This window comes from Sphingomonas koreensis (genome assembly GCF_002797435.1).
In the GTDB taxonomy this organism is placed as follows: Bacteria; Pseudomonadota; Alphaproteobacteria; order Sphingomonadales; family Sphingomonadaceae; genus Sphingomonas; species Sphingomonas koreensis.
This window is the reverse complement of sequence record NZ_PGEN01000001.1, coordinates 610,192-633,079: the sequence shown is the minus strand read 5'-3', so window position 1 is coordinate 633,079 and position 22,888 is coordinate 610,192. Positions and strand designations below refer to the sequence as shown.

Here is a 22,888-nt window from a genome sequence, read left to right as displayed (position 1 = left end):
CCATTCGACATGATGACGGACCCGAACCTCCCGCCCCGTAACCGCAATCGCTGGACCGGGCGCGCCGCGATCCTGCTCATCCTCCTTGTCGCCGCCGCGATCCGTATCCATGGCGTCGCGTTCGGCCTGCCGGCGCTCAACGATCCCGACGAGCCGCTGTTCATGATGACCGCGCTCGACATGCTGCGCAGCGGCAACGCCAATCCGGGCTGGTTCGGGCATCCGGCGACGCTGACCTTCTATGCGATCGCGCTTGTGATGGTCGCGGTGGCCGGGATCGGCCTCCTGACCGGTCGCTTCGCCAACCTCGATGCCTTTGTTGACGCGGCCTATGCCGATCCGTCGATCCTGTTTCTGCCGGCGCGGCTGTTCTTCGTCGCATGCGGCGTGCTCTGCGTCTGGCTCACCTGGCGGCTGGGCAAACGGCTGGGTGGAGGGCGGGTCGGGCTGAGTGCGGCCGCGCTGCTTGCGATCAATTCGGTGCATGTCGAATATTCGCAGGTGATCCGCACCGATGTGCAGATGACCGTCTTCGTTCTGCTGGCGATGCTGGCTTCGCTCGACATCCTTGAGCGCGGGCGGCTGCGCGACCATGCGCTGGCTGGGATCTGGATCGGGCTGGGCGTGGCGACCAAATGGCCGGCGGCATTGATCATCTTCAGTCCGCTGACGGCTGCATGGGTGCGAGGGCGCTTACAGGGTGCGGTGATGCGGCCGCTCGCGATACTGGCAGGATCAGCGGCGGTGACGCTGTTCGCGGTCTCTCCGTTCCTCCTGCTCGACCATGCCACCGTCGCACAGAATCTCGGCGGCGAGGCGCGGCCGATGCATCCGGGGGCGACCGGGGGCGGGTTCCTGTGGAACATCGGCTGGTATGTGCGCGGTCCGCTGGCCGAATCCTTCGGCATCGCCGGGCTGTTCGCAGCCCTTGCCGGAAGCCTGCTCGCCCTGCGTGACCGCCGGGTGCTGATCACGGTGCTGCCCGGTGTCGCGGCCTTCTGCCTCGTGATCGTCACCCGGTCGCTGGTATGGGAGCGCTGGCTGGTTCCGTTGCTCCCGTTCATCGCGCTGGCGGCGGCTGCGGCAATCTGCGCGCTCGGCGATTGGCTGCGCGGGCGGCTCAAGCTCCAGCTGACCGGGCTCGAGTTCGCCGTGATCCTGCTGCTGCTCGTGCCGATGTCGCTTGCGACGCAGGCAAGCCAGACCGAGCGGCTGAACGATACGCGCCAGATTGCGGCGGCGTGGATCAAGGCCAATACCCCGCGCGGAAGCGCAATTCTGGTCGAGCACGCTGCGTTCGACCTGTTGCAAAGCGGCTGGGAGCTGCGCTTTCCGCTGGGGTCTGCCGGGTGCGTCGACGCCCGTGGCCTGCTTACAGGGCGGATCAGCTATTCCCGTGTCGAGACGCTGCGATCCGGCCGTGCCGTGGTCGATATCGGGCATGTGGACAAGGCGCAACAGGGCAGTTGCCGTGCGCCCTTCGCGGTCTTCACCCACTATCAGGTCTATGCCGACGAACGGCAGCGCTTCGGCGCGCAATGGGAGGCGTATCGATCGATCGCAGCGGGGGGACGGGTGCGTGCCGTCATCCGTCCCGTACCGGGCGAAACCGGCGGGCCGGTCGTGCACATCGTGCAGATGCCGGACTCCGCGCGGCGGTAGCCCGGAAGCTTTCAGCGCCAATCAGGAACGCTTCGAGCCGAGACGGGGCGCGGTTCTACGCCACGGCCGCAGCGCCGAGGGAAGGGTCAGGCCGAGACAGGCTGCGCGGCCGCGGATCGCATCGATCGTCCGGCCCAGTTGTCGCGCGATTTCGCTCGGACGCTGGCGATCCTCGATCAGCCTGCGAAGCTCGATGTCGTCCGCGTCGGTCCATGGGCGGCGGCGCGCTACGATCATGCGCCATCGTCCCTGGACCGCGCCTCGCCCAGCGCGTCGCGCAGAATGTCGATGCCGCCGCCGACCGAGACCAATATCGTGGCGAGGCCGACCACGAGGTCCGGCCAGCTCTGCCCGAGCACCAGCACCAGCGCACCCGCGATCAGGATGCCGCCGTTCGAGATGAAGTCGTTGAAGCTGAAGGTGGTCGCAGCGCGCAGGTTTACGTCGGGCGCTTTGAGCTGCTGGAGGCGGCGAAGGCAAACCCAGTTTATCACCGCCGCGATCGCGGCCATTCCCATCATGACCGGCCCGACCGGTTCGCTGCCTTCGATGACGCGGCGGCCGACATCGATCAGCACTCCGATCGCGAACAGCAGCAGCATGACGCCCGACACCATTGCCGCGCCGGTCTTCCATGCCCGGCTGCGGCGGAGTGCGGCCAGGCCGATCGCATAGACCGCGGCATCCGCCAGATTGTCCAGGCCGTTGGCGATCAGTGCACTCGAATCCGCAACCGCACCCACGGCCAGCAGCGCGCCGGCCAACCCGGCATTGAGCAGCAGGACGAGCCACAGGGTCCGCCGCTCGCGCGCCTGCCCGCCGATCGATTGTTGCGCCATTGCATGGCTCCTTTCGAGCAAGGGCCCATCGCCGCGCTGGCGCGGCGATGGGCCGCAGGGTGCTATCGCACCGGTTCCGGTGTGCTTCGCTCAGCCGCCACGCCTTCGGCCTCGCTGAGATCGGTCTCGCGTTGGCCATAGCGGGCGTAGAGCGTGGGCAGGACGAACAGCGTCAGCAACGTTGCCGAGATGAGGCCGCCGATCACCACGGTGGCCAGCGGCTTCTGCACCTCGGCACCCGCGCCGGTCGCGATCGCCATCGGCACGAAGCCGAGCGAGGCGACCAGGGCGGTCATCACCACCGGCCGGAGCCGCGCGAGTGCGCCCTGCCACGCCGCCTCGGCCCGGCCGACCCCGCGCGCCATCAGGTCCTGGATGGAGGTCACCATCACCAGCCCGTTGAGCACCGCGATGCCCGACAGCGCGATGAAGCCGACCGCGGCGGAGATCGAGAAGGGCATGCCGCGCAGGAACAGCGCGAGGACCCCGCCGACCAGCGCGAGCGGCACGCCGGTGAACACGATCGCTGCATCGCGGACCCGTCCCAACGCCCCGTAGAGCAGCAGGATGATGAGCGCGAAACAGGCGGGGACCACCAGCATCAGCCGTGCGCTGGCCGACTGGAGATTCTCGAACTGACCTCCCCATTCGAGATACTCGCCCGCCGGGAGCCGGACCTGAGCGTCGATCGCGGCGCGTGCGTCCGCGACCACGCCTGCCACATCGCGCCCGCGGACATTGGCCTGGACGACGACGCGGCGCTTGCCATTCTCGCGGCTGATCTGGTTGGGGCCGGAAGTCACCGCGATATCGGCGATGCTCTCGAGCGGGACGAACGCGCCGTCCGGTGTCGGTACCGGAACTTGCCCGAGCGTCTGCAGATCGGCGCGGGCGGTGTCGTCCAGCCGGATCGTCACCGCAAAGCGCCGGTCGCCCTCGAAGATCATGCCTGCGTCACGCCCGCCGACTGCGGCCGCCACGGTGTCCTGCATGACGCGCGGGGTGATGCCGAGTTGTGCCATGGCATCGCGCTTCGGCCTGATGTCGAGCATCGGCAGGCCTTCGGTCTGCTCGACGCGGACATCGGTTGCACCGCGCACGGTGCGCAGGATGCCTGCGATCTTGTTGGCGGTCGCGTTCATCGCGTCGGTGTCGTCGCCGAACACCTTCACGGCGATGTCGCCCCGTACCCCCGCGATCAACTCGTTGAACCGCATCTGGATCGGCTGGCTGATCTCGAACGCATTGCCGGGAAGTCCTTCCAGCGCCTTTTCGATCTTGCCGACCAGCTCTGCCTTGGGGAGCTTGGGATCCGTCCACTCCTTGCGGTCCTTCATGATGATGAAGGTGTCGGAAATATTGGGCGGCATCGGGTCAGAAGCGAGCTCGGCGGTGCCGGTCTTGGAAAAGACGAACTTGACCTCCGGGATCGCGGAGATCGCCTTCTCGACCCGGAACTGCATCGCCTGGCTCTGCTCGACCGAGGTGCCCGGCACGCGCAGGACCTGAGCCGTGGCGTCGCCCTCGTCGAGCTGCGGCAGGAATTCCTGCCCCAGCGTCGCGAACGCACCGATCGCGATCAGGAACGCCCCGACTGCCGTCAGAATGGTGGTGCGCGGCCGCGCCATCGCCTGGGTCAGGCCGGGCTCATAGCGCCGCTTGAGCCATCCCATGATCCGGCCTTCCTTCTCCTCGACCGGCTTGGACAGCCAGATGGCGAGCATCGCCGGGACGAAGGTGAGCGAGAGGATGAAGGCGAATGCGAGGGCAAGGATGACCGTCAGCGCCATCGGAGCGAACGTCTTGCCCTCGACCCCGGTCAGGGTGAGCAGCGGGACGTAGACGAGGATGATGATCGCCTGGCCATAGACCGAGGGGCGGATCATCTCGCGTGCGGCGTTCGCGACGACCTGAAGCCGCTCTTCCTTGTCGAGCGTGCGGCCGATGTGATGCTGGCGCTCCGCGATGCGTCGTAGCGCATTCTCGACGATGATCACCGCGCCATCGACGATCAGCCCGAAATCCAGAGCGCCCAGGCTCATCAGATTGGCGGACACGCCGCCACGCAGCATGCCGAAGCTGGTCATCAACATCGTGACCGGGATCACCAGCGCCGCGATCAGCGCCGCGCGGAAATTGCCGAGCAGCAGGAACAACACGACCACGACGAGCAAGGCGCCCTCGGACAGGTTCTTCGCCACGGTCCTGATCGTCGCGTTGACGAGGCCCGTGCGGTCGAGCACCGGCTGGATGACGATGTCGGTCGGGAGCGAGGCGTTGATCGAATCGAGCCGTGCGGCGACCGCGGACGCGACGTTGCGGCTATTCTCGCCGATCCGCATGATCGCGGTGCCGACCACGACTTCCTGACCGTTCTCGGACGCCGAGCCCATGCGGATCGCCTGGCCCAGCTTCACGGTCGCGACCTGGTTGAGAAGGATCGGGACGCCTCCCCGCGTTGCGATCACGGTGCGGGCAAGCTGATCAGCGTTTGCAATGCGCGCGTCGGACCGCACCGTCAGACCTTCACCATTGCGATCGACCACGCCAGCGCCGACGGCGGCGTTGTTCTGCTCGAGCGCGGTAGCAAGGTCGCCAAGGCTGAGCTTGAGCGCCGCGAGCCGCTGGACATCGGGTACGACCTGATACTGCTTCACATAGCCGCCGATCGAATCGACGCCGGCAAGGCCGGGCACGGACTTGAGCAGCGGCGCAACGATCCAGTCCTGCGCGGTACGTAGATAGGTCGCCTTGTCGGCTTCGCTGACCAGCCGATCGCCCTCCGGGGTGATGTAGCTGCCGTCGGGCTGGATCCCGGGTTCGCCGGGCCTGTGCTTATCCTCCGGTCGGTGGGCCATGTGGACGGTCCACATATAGACCTCGCCCAGACCCGTCGCGATCGGGCCCATTTCCGGCGTGGCGCCTTCCGGCAGGCTTTCCTCCGCGGTGCGCAGGCGTTCGGCGACCTGCTGGCGCGCGAAATAGATGTCGGTGGAGTCGGCGAAGACTGCCGTCACCTGGGCGAAGCCGTTGCGGCTCAGCGACCGGGTGTATTCGAGACCGGGTACCCCGGCGAGCGCGGTTTCGATCGGGAACGCGACCTGCTTCTCGACCAGTTCAGGCGAGAGAGCAGGGGCGCGGACGTTGATCTGCACCTGGTTGTTGGTGATGTCGGGGACCGCATCGATCGGTAGCCGCGACAATGAGACGGCGCCGATCGCCGCGGCGATCAGCGTGACGAGCAGCACGAACCAGCGCCGCTCGACCGCGAAGGTGACAATGCGTGCGATCATGGGTCAGTGCCCCCCATGCTCGGCTTCGCCCTTGCCGAGCTCTGCCTTGAGGGTGAAGCTGCCTTGGCCGGCGATCTCCTCGCGGCCGGTCAGGCCCGCGGTGACCGCGACCGTGCCCGATCCGCGCGCGCCCGGCGTAACCGGGGTCGCCTTGAAGCCGTTGGGCGTGCGCACGAACACGACGGGCCGTTCCTCGACCGTCTGGATCGCGCTGGCTGGAACGGTGACGCTGCCGGCACCTGCGCCGGGCAATTGCATCGCCGCGGTGACCGCCTCGCCGACGCGCCATTCGCCCGCGCGATTGTCGATCAGCGCGATCACCGTCACCAGCCGCGTCGCTTCGTCGAGCACCGGGGACACGAAGCTGACACGCGCCGCCGCACGGCGCCCGCCCGAGCTGATCTCGACCGGCGCACCGGCCTTCACCTGCGCGGCTTCGGCGGGCGAAAGCGAAACGGTGACGGCGACCTGTGAGAGGTTGGACACGCGGAACAATTCCGCATCCGCCGCCACGGTCTGGCCGAGCGTCACGGGACGCGCGGTGACCAGTCCCGCGATCGGCGCGGCGACACCGATACGATTGAGGCCGCCGCCGGCGACGCCCGCGGCCGACAGTTGCTGCCGGGCGAGGCGAAGCTCGATGCTGGCTTCGGTCGCCGCGGTACGTGCGGCGACAACATCGCGCTCGGGCGAGACGCGCAGCTTGAACAGCCGTTCTTCGCGCGCGAGGTTCGAGCTGGCGAGGGCGGCGCGTGCCTGCGCCGCTTCCACCTCGGCACGGATCGACGCGGCCTCGCGGCTTTCGATCACCGCCAGCACCTGTCCGCGCCTGACCGGCTGGCCGAGATTGTAGTTGAGCGCGACCACGCGCCCGCCGATTGCCGCAGAGACGACCTGGGTGCCTTGGGGATCGCCCTCGATCGTTGCTGGCCGCACCAGCGTGCCGCCGCCGCTGACCGACGGCCGGACGATCTCGATACCGGCGGTCCGGATCTGCTGGGCTGTCAGTGTGATCATGCCCTCATCGGCATGGGCTTCCTGGCCGTTCGCAGGGGCGGGCTTGTTGTCCGGCGCCTCGGCAGCGTCGTTTGCGGCGGTTTCGGTCCCGCCGCATCCGGCGAGCAGCAGGACAAGCGGAGCCGCGGCTCCGATCATGAGCGTCTTCATCGTCAATTCCCGGGTTGCGCCGGCGCGGCGGCCGGCGTGAGGAGCCGGGCGAGACGTGCCTCGGCATCATGATATTGCGCGCGTGCGTCGATCGCGGCGGTGCGGGTGTCGAGCAAGGCCTGCTCGGCCTCAAGCAGGACGAGCTGGTCGAACTTGCCCTCGCCATAGCCGATCCGGGCGATACGCGCCGCTTCCTGCGCGGCGGCAAGGGCAGGGCCCGAGCCGCGCACGCTGATCGCGGCACGGTCGCGATCGGCGCGGGCAGCGGCGATCGCACGTTCGGTCTCGAACCGGACCAGCCGCCGCTGCGCATCGGACTGGTTGCGCAGCGCGGCTGCCCGGTCGACCGCTGCGCGCCCGTTGTTGAACACGGGAATCGGCATCGAGACGCCGAACACCATCGCCATGTCGCCGCTTGCTTGCAGCCGTCGTGTGCCTGCGCTCAGCGTCAGGTCGGGCACGCGCTGGCTGCGGGCAAGGCGCAGCCCGGCATCGGCGGTGCGGAGATCGGCGCTGGCGGCGGCGAGCGCGAGGGTTCCCTCGGTCGGGACGGGCAGTTGCGGACCGGCCTGAACCGGAGCCACCCGGTCGAACCAGGGCTGGTCGAGCCCGGACGGGCGCGCGCCGGTCAGGTGTGCCAGCGCGGTCCGGGTCGTATCGACCGTGCGGCCCGCGCGCTCGGCCTCGGCGGTTGCGTTGGACGACAGCAGAGCGGCGCGCTGTTCGTCGATCGGCGCATTCGCCCCGGCCATCACCCGATCGCGTGCGATCCGCAGATTCTCCGCGGTGACGCGCACCTGATCCTCGGCGATCGCCAGCCGGCGCTCGGCGGTGACCGCTTCGATATAGGCCTGCGTGACCTGAAGCCGCAGGTCGGCGATTGCAGCCTGTTGGTCGATCCGCGCGCGCGCGGTCTGTGCGTCGGCGACACCGATCCGCGCAGCGCGCTTGCCACCGAGTTCAAGCGGCAGCGCGAAGCCGATCGTCGTCTCGGCCTCACTGAAGCCGCGATACGGCCCCGTGCCGATGACGTTCCCGACTTCCGCATCCAGCGTCGGATTGGGCCGCAGCGCGGCGACCCTCCGTTCGGCTTCTGCCGTCTCGATCCCGAGCGCAGCCACTGCATTTGCGGGGGACGTCGCGCCGGCCCGGCGCACCGCTTCCTCCAGCGTCATCACATCGCCCGCCTCGGCGGACGGGGTTTGCGCCTGTGCGATCCCCGCACAGGACGCCGCGGCGAGCAGCGCCGCGATCATCACTCTCATGTCTGAAACTCCTGACGTACCGGTTCAGGCCGCCGGAGAAGGATCCGGCAGCGCGTCGGTCGTCAGGCCTGTGGCGGTCTCAGCGACGGGTCAGGGGTCGCGCCGGCGAGCGAGGCGACGCAGGTGCAACGCCTGCCATCGTCGAGCAGGGCGTAGCTGCGCGGTGCCATATCGTTGGCGAGCGACGCACAATGATGACCGTGGCAACCGGCATGCTGGTGCTGAACGCCCTTGCCGGAACTGTCGATGTCGGGCGCCTTGCTGCCTTCGTCTCCACTGTGTGCCGCTGCGCTCGATTCCACGCAGATCGTCTGCTCCGCCACATGCGCGACGGCGCCTGACGCGAGCGAGAATGACGCAAGCATGCAGATCAGGGCGAGGAGAAGCCGACTCATTTCAGGGCCGCATACAGGATTGTTTCAAATGCGTCATCTGATAATTGCGGAACTTCGATTGTTATATAGTAACATATCAATCTCTGCCCAAAATTACCTCGAAACGTTTCGGGTTATTCGTGCAGCCTTGGGTATTCATGTCACAGTTTATTATGGGTTATCTGTTGGATCGGAATTGATGTTTATCCTGTGGGATGGATGCTTATTCATCGCGACTGCCTTGTCGAGGGCATGGGGCTGTACCGACTGGGGTGGGGCGAGTTTCTACCAGTATCTCCGAACTGTCTCCGTCCCGTCATCAAAGTGAAGGCGAGACGCCCTAGCCGCACCGCCGAAGCCGGCGCGTCCTGACGCCGGGACATCCTGGGGATCATATGAAGCACACCGCTACCAGCGCGCTTGCCGCGCTTGCCTTCGCTTGCGCGCCCGCGACGGCGCAGACCCTGAGCACCACCAGCGATGCGGGGACCGAAGCCGGCGCCGATGACAGCATCGTCGTGGTCACCGGCACACGCGAGCGCTCGCGCACCCAGTTCGATACGCTTGCGCCGGTCGATGTCCTGTCGGCCGATGCCGTTCGCTCCAGCGTGTCGGGTGACCTGTCCGATACGATCGCCCAGCTGCTGCCCTCGTTCAATGTCCAGCGCCTGCCGGCTGCGGACGGTCTGGCATTTGTGCGCCCGGCGACGCTGCGCGGGCTTTCGCCGGACCAGACGCTGGTGCTGCTCAACGGCAAACGCTATCACCGCTCGGCGCTGCTCGGCACGCGCGGCGCGCAGGCGCCCGATCTGGCCAGCATCCCCTCGCTCGCGATCAAGCGGATCGAGGTGCTGCGCGACGGTGCCTCGGCGCAATATGGGTCGGACGCGATCGCGGGGGTGATCAACATCATCCTCGAGGACAAGCCGGGGATGGAGGTCTTCGGGCAGTTCTCCCAGTATTTTGAGGGCGACGGCAACGAATATCAGAGCGGTGTGCGCGGCGGCGCGGCGCTGGGTGACCGCGGCAGCATCGTCTTCACCGGCCAGTATGGCAAGGCCGAGGCGACCTCGCGCACCCGCCAGCGGCCCGACGCCATCGCCTTCCAGAACGCCAATCCGACGATCAAGGTGCCCAACCCGGTGCAGCGCTGGGGGCAGCCTGACGAGGAGCGCATCCGTGGATCGGTCGATGCCCGCTACGAGATTGCGGACAATGTGACGGTCTATACCTTCCTCACTGCTCAGTCAGGTGAGGGCGTGACTGACTTCAACTGGCGCAATCCCGCCGGGACCGCCAATGTCTACAACCCCAGCAGCGCCTTTCCCGGTTTCTCGTTCCGGACGCTCTATCCGGCCGGTTTCACCCCGCGCTTCGGTACCAAGTACAGTGACTTCCAGGCCAATTCGGGGGTGCGCGGCGATCTCAGCGAAGCGTTCAGCTACGACCTCAGCGTCGGTTTCGGCCGTAGCCGGATCGACTACAATATGCGTGAGAGCCTCAACGCATCGATGGGGCCGCTCAGCCCGACCAGCTTCTATATCGGCCGGCTGGAGCAGCGCGAGTTCAACATCAACGCCGACTTCGTCTATCGCCTGCCGGTAGGAGGCGCCGAGCCGCTCAACATCGCTTTCGGCGCAGAGCGGCGCCGCGAAACGTACAAGGTCGGCGCGGGTGACCCCGCTTCCTATGCGATCGGGCCGGGCGCGGCGACGGGGCTTGCCCCTAGTTCGAACGGCTTCCCCGGCTTCAGTCCGATGGCGGCGGGCAGCTGGGATCAGACCAGCTATGCCGGTTATGTCGATCTCGAATGGCGGCCGGTGGAGATGCTGACTCTGGGCGCGGCCGGGCGCTACGAGGATTTCTCGGCGTTCGGCGACACGTTCAACTACAAGCTCGCCGCGCGTTTCGAGCCGATCGACGGGATCGCGGCGCGCGCGACCTGGTCGACCGGCTTCCGCGCGCCCACCCCGGGGCAGCTCAACAGTATCCAGACCACCCAGGGCCTCGACACGGTCACGCTGCAGATCTTCAACCAGGGCCGTCTTTCGCCGAGCGATCCGCTGGCGATCGCGCTCGGCGCCAAGCCGCTGACGCCCGAAACCTCGAAGACGCTGACCGCGGGATTGACCTTCCAGACCGATATCGGCTTTTCCGGCAGCATCGATCTCTATCAGATCGACGTCGACGACCGGTTCAGCCAGTCGCGTACCTTCGCGGTGCCGGCGAGCTTCCCGAACCCGCAGCGCTTCACCTCGGTGAGCTATTTCACCAACGACTTCGACACCCGCACGCGCGGCGTCGATGTTGTGCTGAACTATGCGCGCAAGCTCGGCCCCGGCCGCGCCACCGCGACGCTCGCCTACAACTACAACGATACCAAGGTCCGCAGTGGCACCAGCGCTGCAATTCCCAATGAAACGCAGCGCCGTGTGTTCGAGGAGCGGCTGCCGCAGAACAATGGCACTGCCTCTCTCGGCTATGAGATCGGCGGCTTCTCGCTGCTGATGCGTGGCCGCTATTACGGCGCGTGGACCGATGTCAGCGGCAACGCCACGGGCGAACTGTTCCAGCGCTTCGGCGGTATCGCCCTGTTCGACGTGGCGGTCGCCTATCGCTTCGACGAGCATTTCACCCTGCGCGCTGGTGCGGAGAATGTGTTCGACACCTATCCGGATGAGGCGACCAACCAGGCGGTGCGTGGGCTCATCTACTCGCGCAACGCCCCCTATGACACCGACGGCGGCCAATATTATGTACGGCTGGGCGTGACGTTCTGACGAAGGGAAGCACCATGAACCGCCGGACGCTGCTGACTGGACTCGCCGCCCTTCCCGGGGCCGCTCAGGCAGCACCGGCGGCATTCGCCGGGGCCGATGACGAAGCCTATTGGCGCGGCATCGCGGCCCAATATGATGTGACGCGTGAGGTGATCCAGCTCGAGAACGGCAATTGGGGCATGATGGCCCGGCCGGTGCTGGATGCGTACAAGGAACAGCTCGCGCGGGTGAACCGCGACACCAGTTACTACACGCGGCGGCGTTTCGGCGCTGACGCAATGGCGGTGCGCGATGCGCTGGCAGCGGAGCTTGGCATTCCGGCGGACGAGATCGCCTTCACCCGCAACGCGACCGAGGCGCTCAAGGCGCTGATCCTGGGCTATAACCGGCTTCAGCCGGGTGATGCCGTGCTGTACGCCGATCTGGACTATGACAGCATGCAGGATTGCATGGAGCATCTGCGTGTGCGGCGCGGGGTCTCGGTGGTCCGCATCGCGCTGCCCGAACCGGCGACGCGGCAGGCGCTGATCGATGCCTATGCCACCGCGTTCGACGCCAATCCGCGGTTGAAGATGGTGTTGCTGACGCATCTCAGTCACCGCACCGGGCTGGTTTTACCGGTGCGCGAGATCGCGGCTCTGGCACGGGCGCGGGGGATCGATGCGATTGTCGATGCAGCGCACAGCTGGGGCCAGCTCGACATGAGCCTGGCCGATCTTGACTGCGACTTTGTCGGCATCAACTGCCACAAATGGCTCGGCGCGCCGCTTGGGGTTGGCGCGATTCATATCCGCAAGACCGCGCTGTCGCGGATAGACCGCGATCCGGCCGAGCCGGCCGAGGGGCGCGATACCGTAAGCGCGCGGGTCCATCCGGGAACGAGCGATTTCGCGGCGTTGCTTACCGTACCGGCCGCGCTCGCATTCCAGCAGGCGATCGGGCGTTCCCGCCGAGCGGCACGGCTGCGGGCGCTGCGCGATCGCTGGGTGAAGGCAGTCCGTCCGCTGGCAGGGATCGAGGTGCTGACGCCCGATGATGTCGCGCTCCACGGCGGTATCACCTCGTTCCGCTTCAGGGGCATCACCGCCGTCAAGGACAATGTGGCGCTCGCCGCGCGCCTGCTCGAACGCCACCGCATCTTCACGGTCCACCGCGACGGCCCGGCCAAAGGGGCGTGCGTGCGGGTGACGCCGGCGCTGTTCAACAGCCTGGAGGAGATGGACATGCTGGCCCGGGCGCTGGTGGCAGAGAGCGCACGTGGCGGATTCGCCGGAGGGCCTGCCTGACAGCGGGCCGCGAGCGGCCGCCCGTCGATTCTTGCGGGACGGCGCTGCTACGGCTGAAAACCTATATGCCCCAATGGTGCAGCACCGGCGCGGTGCTCGCATCCGTCCGCTTCGGCCGGTGATATCCTCGAACGCTGTTCGGGATATCGCCCGAGCAGAATGGCCTCCATCGTCTGCCTGCTGACCTCTACGGCATCATAGCGCTCCTCGGCGAGGGTTCGTGATCGGGCGCCCATTCGAGATGCGAGTGCCGGGTCTTCGCAGAAATGGAGCATTGCCGCTGCAAGGTCCGGCGCCGAGCGCGGGGTCACGAGGAATCCGTTTCCGCCCTGCTCAACCGTGTCGCGGCAACCCGGCGCGTCTGTCGTGATGATCGCGCGCCCCACCGCCATGGCCTCGAGCACGGTCCGGGGGAGACCTTCGCGATAGCTCGGCAACACATAGACTGTACAGTCGGCAAGGTTGGGGACGACATCATCGGTCGCGCCGAGATACTCGATATCGCCTGATCGGACCCAGCCCTCGATCTCGTCGCGCGGGATCGCCGCGGGATTCGGGTCGAAAGGCCCCAGCAGCTGAAACCGCGCCGCCGGGAAGCGGGCTCGGACGATGGCGGCGGCCTGGGCGAATTCGCGCAGGCCCTTGTCCGACAGCAGCCGCGCGATCAGCAGGAACTTCGGCGCCCCGCCGGGGATAGGATGGCGCCGGAACCGGACGAGATCGACGCCCGAACCGGGCAATCGATACAGCGCCTGGCCGTCATCGACCATGCCACGTCGACGCAGCTCCTGGGCATCGTCGTCGTTGAAGACTAGAACCTGGCTGGCTCGTTTCAGCGAAGCACGGAAGAGCCGCGTGGTGAGTGCCTGCAGGCGCCGGTTCCGCCCTGCCTCGCTGAAGACATAGCCGAGACCTGTAACGATCGGGATAAAGCTCGTGTTGCGAACGGCACGCAACGCAAGTCCGGCATAGATGATCGGCTTTTGGGTATAGGCGATCACAAGAGAGGGGCGTTCGGCACTGAACATCCGCAAGTAGGCGAGGCAGGTCCGTACGTCATGGAGCGGATTGCGGCCGGTTCGATCCATCGGTACGCGCCGAAAGCCGACGCCGAGCGCCGCGAGTTCGGCGATCACGGGCCCGTTCGCGTCCGGCGCACATGCGATGACACGGTACCCTGCCTGCACCATTCGCGCGATCAACGGCCCTCGAAAGTTGGTGAGCGAATAGGCGAGGCTTGCGGCCACGATGATCGTTTCCCGCGGCATCAGGCTTCTTCTCGCATCGTCTCAGCGTTCGATGCGGCATAGCTGCGTCCCGGGTCGGCGCGGCGGTCAAAGTCCTTGCGATCCTGCGTCAGGATGGCCTTGGCGGCGCAAAGGCCGGCGAAACTTGCCCAGTCTGCGCCCGGCCTGTGCACGTGAAAAAGGTTGGGATAGGCGGCGAGGCGATCATAGAGATCGGTCCGTGCGCTGTCCTGCTCCTCACGCCAGCTGGCGGCGGCGTTGCAGCGATCGAGCCGGATGGCCATGGCATCGATGAGGCGATCGGGATCGATGAGGTCATTGGCGGAGCATTCGGCCAGGGCTCGCGCGATCCAGGCCTGATCGTGGTTGGAACGGAGCTGGGGATCATCTCCGTTCAGGAAATATTCGACGCAAAGCGCCGAATGCCCGGGAGGGACCATGTCGCCGTTGAACCCTGCGTAGTTCGAGATGCGGCCGGCGCAGAATGCCGGATCGTTCACCTCCAGCCAAGCATGGGGGAAACACGGTGGGGCCTTCAGGAACAGATAAACCAGCATGACCGCGCGCTTGTGCCGGGTCACGATCTCCGGCGCGTTGGGCCGCATCAGTGCATCGAGCGCCTCTGGCGTCAGACTCGAAATCACGGCTTCGGCGCGGCACGTCAGGTTCGCGCCTTTCCGCCGGATCGTCGCCAGCAATCGTCCCCCGTCAGACCGCTCGAGTGCGATGAGCTCCGCGTTCAACCAGATCTCGCCGCCGCCTTCACGGACGCGCGCTGCGAGCCTATCGGTCAGCTGGCCGGTTCCCAGCGCGGGGTGACGCCAGCTATGCTGACGGCTCACGCCGCCGCGTGCGGCAAGCTGGAGCGATTGCACCACCGCGGCGAAGCCATGGGAAACACGCTGCTCGCCGCCCGCGAGCGCTTCGGGCACGGGCAACGCGTGCCATGGCTGCCCGCGGAACTTCTCCCAATATCCCTGGGCGAGCGCGTAGGAGAAGCGTCGGCCCACACGCTGGTGCCAGAAGCGCTCGTAGCTGTCAGGTCTTCGGATCGCCCCGTCGATCCAGCCACGAATCAGATCGATGCCGCCTGCACAGAGCAATTGCGGCGGCATACCGCGCAACGGGCCGCGATCGCGCCCCGACAGTTCAAGGATGCGCCCGCCGAACAGGCTGCCGACGCGATGCGGATAGGGGCGATACGCGGCGCCCAGCACCGCGTTCCAGAGACGATCGATTTCCGGAATGCGCGTGTAGAGCTCCTTCCGGCCCAGATCGACGACGAACTCGCCGCGACGGATCGAGCGGATCAGGCCGCCGGTTTGAGCGGATCGCTCGATGACAAGCGGGCGCCGCCCCGCCGCAACCAGGTGATCGGCGGCGGTCAGGCCGGAAGGCCCGGCGCCGACGATGAGTATGTCGAGATCCCACATCCGCCTGGCACTTTCCGTCGAAGCGGAGTGAGCGAGTGCTGTCGCAATCTCCGTCGATCTCCATCGAAGCTGGTTCGAACCGGCGCATGGGGCAAATTCGATTGCGGGTAAGCCGTCCGACCCAGATGGGGGTAGCCCGGATGCGGTAGTCTCGATGCGCCTGACAGGACACCTTGGTGGACAATGCGGCGGCGGCACGTCCCGCGTAGAATCCGGGGCCGGAACGCTGCGGAGACCTAAACTGGTCGTGGGCCAATCTTCGTCGATCGTCATATCCCTCGATCTCGAACAGGCCTGGGGCTGCGAACCGCATCGCATCGGCGCTGCCGAACGCGCGGCGTTTCTGGGCGTGCGAGACGCGGTTCCGAGGATCCTGGACCTTGCCGAGCGGTATGGTGTCGCGATCACCTGGGCGACGGTCGGCCTGTTGTTCTTCGACGATCGCGACGAGATGCTCGCGCATCTGCCCGCCGAGCGCCCCCACTATGCCGATCCCAGCCTGTGCGCCTATTCGCGCCTTGCAACAGTCGGGCCGGACGAGAAGACCGACCCGCTGCACTTCGGGCGTTCCCTGCTGCGGCAAATCCAGAGCTGTCCGTTGCAGGAGATCGGCGGTCACAGCTTCTCACATTACTATACGTTCGAAGACGCCGGGAACGCTGTTGCGTTCGAGGCCGATCTGGCTGCGGCTGCGCGCGCCGCCGCGCTGATGGAAATCGAACTGAAGAGCTTCGTCTTTCCCCGAAACCAGGTGAACCCGGCCTATCTGCCGATCTGCAGACAGGCGGGGTATCTCAGCTTTCGCGGGGTGCAGCGGGGTGCAGCGCATGCCAGCCGTTCGCGCGGCGCCGAACGGGCCTGGCACCGCGCCTCGCGATGGGCCCGAGCCTATCTGCCGGAGAATGGAGCACATCCGCCGAGCCGGCCGTCCATCGACGGGGGGCTGGCCAATCTCGCTGCCAGCCATTTCCTGCGGCCGACTCGCGCCGGCCGTGCCATCGCAGACCGGCTCCAGCGCGCGCGCATCCGGAAGGGGATGGTCCGCGCGGCACGAGCGGGCGCGATGTACCACCTGTGGTGGCACCCGCAGAATTTCGGCCTCGACGTCGCAGCGAATATCGAGGTGCTGCGCGGGATTCTCGAAGATTATCGGCATCTTGCCGATCGCTTCGGCATGGCCAGCGTCTCGATGGGCGAACTGGGCGAACGCACGTTGAAGGCCCCGCCTGCCCAGGGGGAGGAAGAGTGAAGGAGTCTCCGGTGCCCGGCGAACGCATCGTTCTGATCGACCTGGCTATGTTGCGCACGAAACCATTCGATTGATGGCTGCCGAAGGCCACGCTGCCCGGCGCTAGGGTCGGCATCCTCGGCCTTACCTTCAAGGAAAATGCCAACGACCTACGGAATTCCGCCGTTTGCGAGCTGTTGCGTGCATTAACCGACTTCTGGCTCGACGCGCTGACCCTTGCGGTGCCGCATACCGCCTATGATGCGATCTCTCCGGCGCGGATATCGACCATGTTGAACGATCGGGCCGTGTTTGTTGACATCAGGGACCGGCTCGGCGACCGCCGATCCGTCCCGGGATACGCCGCTGGTCGCTTTAGCCAGGCCCCGGCCGGTCTTCAGCATGCCGGACCGGATCAGCAGTTCCGCGGCGAGCAGGTTGGGAATGAACTGGAGCGAACGGATCGGTTCGTAGACTGCGTCGAACGGGATGCCGAGCAGCAGCGCCAGATGAAGTTCGACCCGGAATGTCACGTTGGTGAGAACGAGGGCGACGTTGCGGATCATCCAGTCGCGATGTGCGTCGATATTCCCTTTCACCGCATAGACCCAGGCGAGAATCGCCGAGCCGCCCCAGAGCGCAGACAATGTGGCAAAGCCCCAGACTGTCATCGGACCCTCGGTCTCGTTCAGCGCAAGCAGGAAGGTCACTGGCGCAGTGACCAGCACGGCGATCAGGTAGAAGCGCCCGTTCCAGCGGTGAAAGGCCGGCCAGCGATCACGAAGTCCGGGCTTCAGGTTCAGCACGCCGGACATCAGGATGGCCGGCGCCGTGCCGAGGTGAAGGTAAAGCTTGATGCGATCGTGCTCGAGATGATCGACCGCGCGATGCATGATGCTCGCGACGTCGATCCAGATGAAGCGCATGTTCAATGCCGCAACCGTCGCGGAAGTCGCGAATAACAGCCACCACAACAGATCCGCCAGCGTCACCTCCGTCAGCAACGGGATCATCCGTGATGGCGGGCAGTCCAGATCTGACGCGGATTTCATCGATGCTCACCCGTCATCGTGCGCGGCTGCGAATCTCCGGAATATGGGCAACAAAGCGATGCCGGTCGCCTGCGCATATGGGATAAGCGAAAAGGGGAGGGTGCAAGAGACCTTCCCTCATGGGACGAGCCTCGCAATCGATCGACACAAGACCCGAGCTTCCCCCGGGCTTCGGCCCGTCGCATGCTGCGATCCGCGAACAACGACTGTCACATTCATCGCCTAACCGGACCGCGACTCGCGGTGAACACCTTCTCGAAAGGGCAACTCGCAGCGGCGTCACTCCAGCGGGTTTGGGCTCTCCAGGGATAGTTGATGCACGCGATCGATCGGGAACGGACGCGGTGGTTTCTCCGCAACATCCTGCCGCACGAGCAGGCGCTGCGGAACTGGCTTGCGCGGCGTCAGCCGATGGGGCTCGAGATCGATGACATCATTCAGGAAACCTATGCGATCTTCGCCGATCTGGAAACGGTGGAGGAAATCCGCTTCCCGCGCGCCTATCTGTTCCAGGTGGCGCGATCGGTGATCACCAAGCATGTCCGGCGGGCACGGGTCGTGTCGATCCGCACGATGGATGACCTCACCGATCTGGAGCCTTGCGACGACTATCCTTCGCCCGAGCGCATAGCGATCGATCGCGATCAACTGCGCCGGCTTGCGGAGGCGATCGCATCCATGCCTGATCGGACACAGGAGGCATTCGTGCTGCGGCGGGTCGATGGACTTTCGCAACGCGAGATTTCATCGCGGATGGCGATCTCCGAAAACACCGTGGAGAAACATATCTCTCGCGGGCTTCGTTTTCTCGCCGATTGGTTTGGTCATGGCGGAAATGCTCTGGCAGAAGCCTCTAGGGCGAGAGATTCGGAGAATATGTCCCTAGATGAGCGAGCGAGAATCCAGTCGGTACATTGACGCGACCGCGGCCGACTGGATTGCGCGGCTCGATCGCGGGCCGCTTTCACAAGAGGAATCGCAGGCGCTTGAGGCGTGGCTGAGCGGGGATGCCCGGCGGCGCGGGGCATTGCTGCGTGCCGATGCCCTTTCGCTCCAGAGCGAGGCGGCCCGGGCGCTTGGCCCCGATTTCGATGCGACGCAGTTCGCGCCTGCGGCGCTGCCGAAGGCCGTGGCCCAATCGCCGGTTTCGCGGAGAAGGATGCTCGCCTGGACGGGGGCAGGGGGGCTCGCTGCGGCCTCGCTCGCGATGCTCGTCGTCGCCGTGCGCCCGGCGGCAGCGATCACGACCGGACTTGGCGAGGTCCGGCTGGTCACGCTCGACGATGGCTCAACGATCGTCCTCAACACGCAGAGCAGCATGCGGGTGCGCTACAGCGACAGAATCCGGCGCGTCGAACTTCTCTATGGCGAGGCCTATTTCACGGTCCTGCCGGATGGGAAACGGCCCTTCGTCGTCGATTTGGAGGGGCATCCGCTGCGTGCCGCGCGCGGCACCTTCCGCGTGCGCAAGCTCGATGACAAACCCGTCGACATCCTGGTCGATCAGGGCGCGGTCTCGCTAGGAGAGGCGGGGACAGCGGGTGCAGTTCTCATGCCGGCGCAGACCCGCCTGGCCTTGCCGGAAGCAGGACCGATTCCGGCGCCGCAGCCCATCCCCGCCGATCTGGTTTCGCGGGCGCTGGCATGGCGAGAGGGGCGGATCGCCTTCGAGGGCGAGCCGCTGAGCGAAGCGGCTGCCGAGTTCGCGCGCTACAGCAAGACACGGATCGAGATCCGCGATCCTGCGCTTGCGCAGGAGCCGATCACCGGATTGTTCGCCGCCAGCGATCCGATAGGCTTCAGCCGTGCGGTGGCGAGCGCGCTCGACGCGCATGTCGAGCAGCAGGCCGACACCGTCATTCTCACCCGCCGCTAGGGCATCCATATTTTTTCGCGTCGCGGATGGCGGCAAATGCCGCGCCGCGACTCTCAGCCTCCGAACCGCGCGGCGACCGCCGCGAGCAACAGGGGCAATACATGTTCATCCGCAATTCGATCCTGTCGGGCACGGCGATCGCCGCCGTCATCGCCGCGACTCCTGCCATCGCGCAGGAGCGCAGCTTCGACCTTCCCGCACAGCCTGCGGTCAAGGCCATTCCGGCATTCGCACGCCAGGCCCAGCTGCAGATCGTTGCATCTGCCCGCGACCTTGCCGGGGTGCGCACGCCAGCGATCAAGGGGCGAATGGACGCACGCGCAGCGCTCCGGCGTCTGATCGCCGGCACGCCGCTCAAGATCGCCAGCGACGATGGGCAGGTGGTGACTCTGCGCTCGGCACGCGCGCCGGCCTCGCCGCAATCGGGGCGGGTGATCGGGCAAGGGGTGCTTGCCGGGCGGGTGCTCAACACCGCCACCGGCGAATATGTGCGCAACGCCGAAATCCGCGCCGAGGGCACGACGATCGTCGCCTATTCGGATGAGGGTGGCAATTTCCGTCTGACGGGCCTTCCCGCCGGGCAAGTCACCATCATCGTGCGCTATACCGGCCTCCAGGAAACGCGGGCCATGGCGACCGTAGCCGCCGGGCAGGTGGCGACATTGCAGGTCGCACTGGAGGCGCAGTCCTTTGCGGCCGATGGCGGCGGCGAGGTGGAGTCGGTGACGATCACTGCCGCGCGCGACGGCCAGGCGGCTGCGATCATGGAGCGTCGCGCGGCGATGAACGCGAAGACGGTGGTCGCCGCTGACAATTATGGCGGGCTCACCATGGGCGATGTCGGCGAGTTCATGAAGAACATGCCGGGCCTGTCACTCGACTATACGGAGGTGGATGCGACCGCGGTGCGCATCGGCGGGCTCGATCCCAAATACTCGACGTTCACGACCGATGGCGCGCGCATGGCGACGGCGACCTCGAACAACAATAATGGCCGCCAGAACTCGTTCGAGCAGATGTCGATCACCGGCATCGAATCGATCGAGCTCAACAATACGCTCACCGCGAGCATGGATGCCGACTCTCCGGGCGGCAGCATCAACCTGCGCAGCAAATATGCGTTCCAGCGCAAGGGGCGCCAGCTGCGTTTCCAGCTGGGCGGCGTGGGCACATCGGACTCCGCCCTGTCTCCGGCCTATTTCCCGGACGACAGGAAGCATGCCCGCATCTACCCTTCCGGGCAGATCGGTTTTGCCGACGTCGTCCTCGACGGCCGGCTCGGCATCGCGTTCAACGCCAGTTACAACGCCAACTACGTCCAGCAGGACCGGATCCAGACCGATTGGTCGTACCTGCCCGGCGGGCGGGTGATGCCCTATCAGGTGATGTGGCGCCCCGGCCCCAAATTCACCAGCCGTACCGCCGCCAATCTCGCGCTCGACTACAAGATCACCGACGATCTCGCCTTCTCGCTGCGCAGCTCATATTCCTATTACGACGTCGAGTATTTCAACCAGTACACCTACCTGATCTTCGGCACGACCACCCGGTCCTATGCCACGCCGGATTCGACGCCGACACACATCGTGGTCAATCCGGTCGCTGGCACCCCCACTGCCACCCGGCTGCATACGCAATATTCGCACCGCTATGCCGGCACGCCGGCCTATCTGGTCGCGCCGAAGCTGGAATATCGCGGCGATACCTTCGAGGCGACCTTGCGCGGCAGCTACTCCCGCTCGGAGTTCAACTTCCGCGACAACAGCAAGGGCTTCTTCCAGCGCACCGACAGCTATCTGACGCGGATCGGGTTCACGCTCGATCGTGCTTCGGAAGACTCGAACGCCTGGACGCTCGCGCAGACCGCGGGGCGGCCGTGGGGTGATCCGCGCAGCTTCAATCGCGACGACGATATCGGCAACAATATCCGTACCGCCGAGTCCGATGCGGTGAACGAGATGTTCGGCGTCAATCTCGACCTGAAGGAGAGGTTCGAGATCGGCGGCGTGCCGATGACGCTGATGGCCGGCGCTGCGGCTCGCACCAACGACTGGCGCACCAATGAAGGGTCGTGGAACCAGTTCCAATATGTCGGCCCGACCGGCGACCTTACCCAGAAGGCGCCCGAGGCGGTGATCCCCTGGACGCAACATTACAAGTTCCAGATCCACGGCTTCGACGCGGGCAATATGAACGCGCAGGGCTGGCGCGCGGACAGCAACTACGCGATGTACGATATCTACAAGGATCACCCCGAATATTTCGTGCCCGACACGCTCGGCAACCTGAAGCGCGACCTCGACAACAACAAGCGCGTCAAGGAAGACATCTACGCCGGGTATCTCGAGTTGCAGGCCCGCGCGGGGCGCGCATCCTTCGACCTCGGCGTGCGCTATGAACGGACCCGGACGGGTGCGCGCATCGCCAATATCCGTCCGCTCTCGGAAGTGGCGGCTGCCGGCTATCCGGTAAGCGCGACCGCGGCCACCACGGTGGAAGGCCTGCTCTACCAGTATAATGGCGGCACCTATGCGACGCGGCGCGGCGACTATGAAGACTGGTTCCTCAGCGGCGGGGTGAAGTACGACTTCACCGACAAGCTCGTGGCGCAAGTTTCGTTCAGCCAGTCGATCCTGCGGCCGGACTACGGCAATCTGGGCGGGGTGGTGTCGGTCAACGACGACACGATGATCGTCAATGTGCCCAACCCGATGCTCAAGCCCGAGCATTCGACCAAGTATTTCGCGCGGCTTCAGTATTTTCTCGAGCCGTCGGGCATCGTCGCGATCTCTGCGTACAAGCTCGACATCAAGGACATGCAGGTCACCGGCATCACTGTGAACCCGGAGGATGTCGGCTATGATCCGAACGAATATGTCGGCTACACCTTCCGCAGCGCACAGAACGCGCCGGGGACCAGCACCAACAACGGCCTGATCCTCGAATATGATCAGCAGCTGACCTTCCTGCCGGGTGCGCTCAAGGGGCTGGGTCTGCGCGCCTCGTTCACCCTCGTCGATCCGGACGGCGTGCGCCAGAATCTGCCCGAGCGGGCGGCGAACTGGGGCCTGCGCTACAGCCGCGGTCCGTTCGATTTCCAGCTGACCGGCAACTGGCAGTCGAGCTACCGTATCAGCGCGCTCGGCAACACGCCAACCACCGCCAACAACGGCATCCTCTACCGTGCCGAACGCGAGCTGTGGAACATCAGCGCGAGCTACAAGGTCACCAGGAATTTCGAGGTGATGCTGGCCGGCCGCAACATCTTCAACGCGCCCGACATCGTCTACTCGAACGAGCGCAGCCGGGTGCAGCAGTACAGCATCTACGGATCGATGTGGAACGTCGGGATCAAGGGCACCTTCTGAAGTCCCCTCCTGCGGCTG

General features: G+C 66.0%; 16 protein-coding genes. 7 read left to right on the top strand and 9 right to left on the bottom strand.

Features of this window, described 5'->3' with window-relative positions:
- Nucleotides 1–12 precede the first annotated feature (12 nt).
- On the top strand, nt 13–1,662 hold the full coding sequence (locus BDW16_RS02975; RefSeq protein ID WP_157926322.1) for an ArnT family glycosyltransferase: 1,650 nt from the start codon (nt 13–15) through the stop codon (nt 1,660–1,662).
- A 21-nt stretch (nt 1,663–1,683) separates the two neighbouring features.
- Here BDW16_RS02975 and BDW16_RS02970 read toward each other — a convergent pair whose 3' ends face one another.
- The 6 genes from BDW16_RS02970 to BDW16_RS02945 all read right to left on the bottom strand — a co-directional run bounded on the left by BDW16_RS02970 (nt 1,684) and on the right by BDW16_RS02945 (nt 8,621).
- The gene (locus tag BDW16_RS02970; RefSeq protein WP_066580127.1) at nt 1,684–1,899 is read right to left on the bottom strand and encodes a hypothetical protein; all 216 of its coding nucleotides are present in this window, start codon (nt 1,897–1,899) and stop codon (nt 1,684–1,686) included.
- Nucleotides 1,896–2,501, bottom strand: coding sequence for a cation efflux transmembrane domain-containing protein (locus BDW16_RS02965; RefSeq protein WP_066580124.1), 606 nt, complete (start codon nt 2,499–2,501; stop codon nt 1,896–1,898). Before BDW16_RS02965 ends, BDW16_RS02970 begins: the two co-directional genes overlap by 4 nt.
- A 62-nt stretch (nt 2,502–2,563) precedes the next feature.
- Nucleotides 2,564–5,794 (bottom strand): efflux RND transporter permease subunit, encoded by a 3,231-nt coding sequence (locus BDW16_RS02960; protein WP_066580122.1) that lies wholly within the window; start codon nt 5,792–5,794, stop codon nt 2,564–2,566.
- A 3-nt stretch (nt 5,795–5,797) separates the two neighbouring features.
- Nucleotides 5,798–6,961 (bottom strand): efflux RND transporter periplasmic adaptor subunit, encoded by a 1,164-nt coding sequence (locus BDW16_RS02955; protein WP_066580120.1) that lies wholly within the window; start codon nt 6,959–6,961, stop codon nt 5,798–5,800.
- Nucleotides 6,962–6,963: 2 nt separating this feature from the next.
- Nucleotides 6,964–8,226 carry a TolC family protein gene (locus tag BDW16_RS02950; RefSeq protein ID WP_066580119.1) on the bottom strand — a complete coding sequence of 421 codons (1,263 nt, stop codon included), beginning with the start codon at nt 8,224–8,226 and terminating at the stop codon, nt 6,964–6,966.
- 62 nt (nt 8,227–8,288) lie between these two features.
- Nucleotides 8,289–8,621 (bottom strand): hypothetical protein, encoded by a 333-nt coding sequence (locus tag BDW16_RS02945; protein WP_066580117.1) that lies wholly within the window; start codon nt 8,619–8,621, stop codon nt 8,289–8,291.
- A 374-nt stretch (nt 8,622–8,995) separates the two neighbouring features.
- Between BDW16_RS02945 and BDW16_RS02940 the strand changes: the two genes are divergently transcribed.
- Together BDW16_RS02940 and BDW16_RS02935 are read left to right on the top strand one after the other, a co-directional pair.
- Nucleotides 8,996–11,380 carry a TonB-dependent receptor plug domain-containing protein gene (locus tag BDW16_RS02940; RefSeq protein ID WP_066580115.1) on the top strand — a complete coding sequence of 795 codons (2,385 nt, stop codon included), beginning with the start codon at nt 8,996–8,998 and terminating at the stop codon, nt 11,378–11,380.
- A gap of 14 nt (nt 11,381–11,394) precedes the next feature.
- Nucleotides 11,395–12,666, top strand: coding sequence for an aminotransferase class V-fold PLP-dependent enzyme (locus tag BDW16_RS02935; RefSeq protein ID WP_066580112.1), 1,272 nt, complete (start codon nt 11,395–11,397; stop codon nt 12,664–12,666).
- Between the two features lie 47 nt (nt 12,667–12,713).
- Here BDW16_RS02935 and BDW16_RS02930 read toward each other — a convergent pair whose 3' ends face one another.
- Complete coding sequence (locus BDW16_RS02930) at nt 12,714–13,934, bottom strand: glycosyltransferase family 4 protein (RefSeq protein ID WP_083954370.1); 1,221 nt, start codon at nt 13,932–13,934, stop codon at nt 12,714–12,716.
- Nucleotides 13,934–15,346, bottom strand: coding sequence for an FAD-dependent oxidoreductase (locus tag BDW16_RS02925; protein ID WP_066580110.1), 1,413 nt, complete (start codon nt 15,344–15,346; stop codon nt 13,934–13,936). The genes BDW16_RS02930 and BDW16_RS02925 overlap by 1 nt, the downstream gene beginning before the upstream one ends.
- Before the next feature lie 247 nt (nt 15,347–15,593).
- Here BDW16_RS02925 and BDW16_RS02920 point away from each other — a divergent pair, with 247 nt between their 5' ends.
- Nucleotides 15,594–16,595 carry a polysaccharide deacetylase family protein gene (locus BDW16_RS02920; protein ID WP_066580107.1) on the top strand — a complete coding sequence of 334 codons (1,002 nt, stop codon included), beginning with the start codon at nt 15,594–15,596 and terminating at the stop codon, nt 16,593–16,595.
- A gap of 185 nt (nt 16,596–16,780) precedes the next feature.
- On the opposite strand, the gene BDW16_RS02915 is transcribed toward BDW16_RS02920, so the two are convergent.
- Nucleotides 16,781–17,566 (bottom strand): DUF2306 domain-containing protein, encoded by a 786-nt coding sequence (locus BDW16_RS02915; protein WP_157926320.1) that lies wholly within the window; start codon nt 17,564–17,566, stop codon nt 16,781–16,783.
- 375 nt (nt 17,567–17,941) lie between these two features.
- Between BDW16_RS02915 and BDW16_RS02910 the strand changes: the two genes are divergently transcribed.
- From BDW16_RS02910 to BDW16_RS02900, 3 genes are all read left to right on the top strand, one after another.
- Nucleotides 17,942–18,544: an RNA polymerase sigma factor gene (locus BDW16_RS02910; protein WP_066580102.1), complete on the top strand. Its 603-nt coding sequence runs from the start codon at nt 17,942–17,944 to the stop codon at nt 18,542–18,544.
- Nucleotides 18,513–19,502, top strand: coding sequence for a FecR family protein (locus BDW16_RS02905; protein ID WP_066580100.1), 990 nt, complete (start codon nt 18,513–18,515; stop codon nt 19,500–19,502). The genes BDW16_RS02910 and BDW16_RS02905 overlap by 32 nt, the downstream gene beginning before the upstream one ends.
- 101 nt (nt 19,503–19,603) lie before the next feature.
- Nucleotides 19,604–22,870, top strand: coding sequence for a TonB-dependent receptor domain-containing protein (locus BDW16_RS02900; RefSeq protein ID WP_066580173.1), 3,267 nt, complete (start codon nt 19,604–19,606; stop codon nt 22,868–22,870).
- Nucleotides 22,871–22,888: the final 18 nt, after the last annotated feature.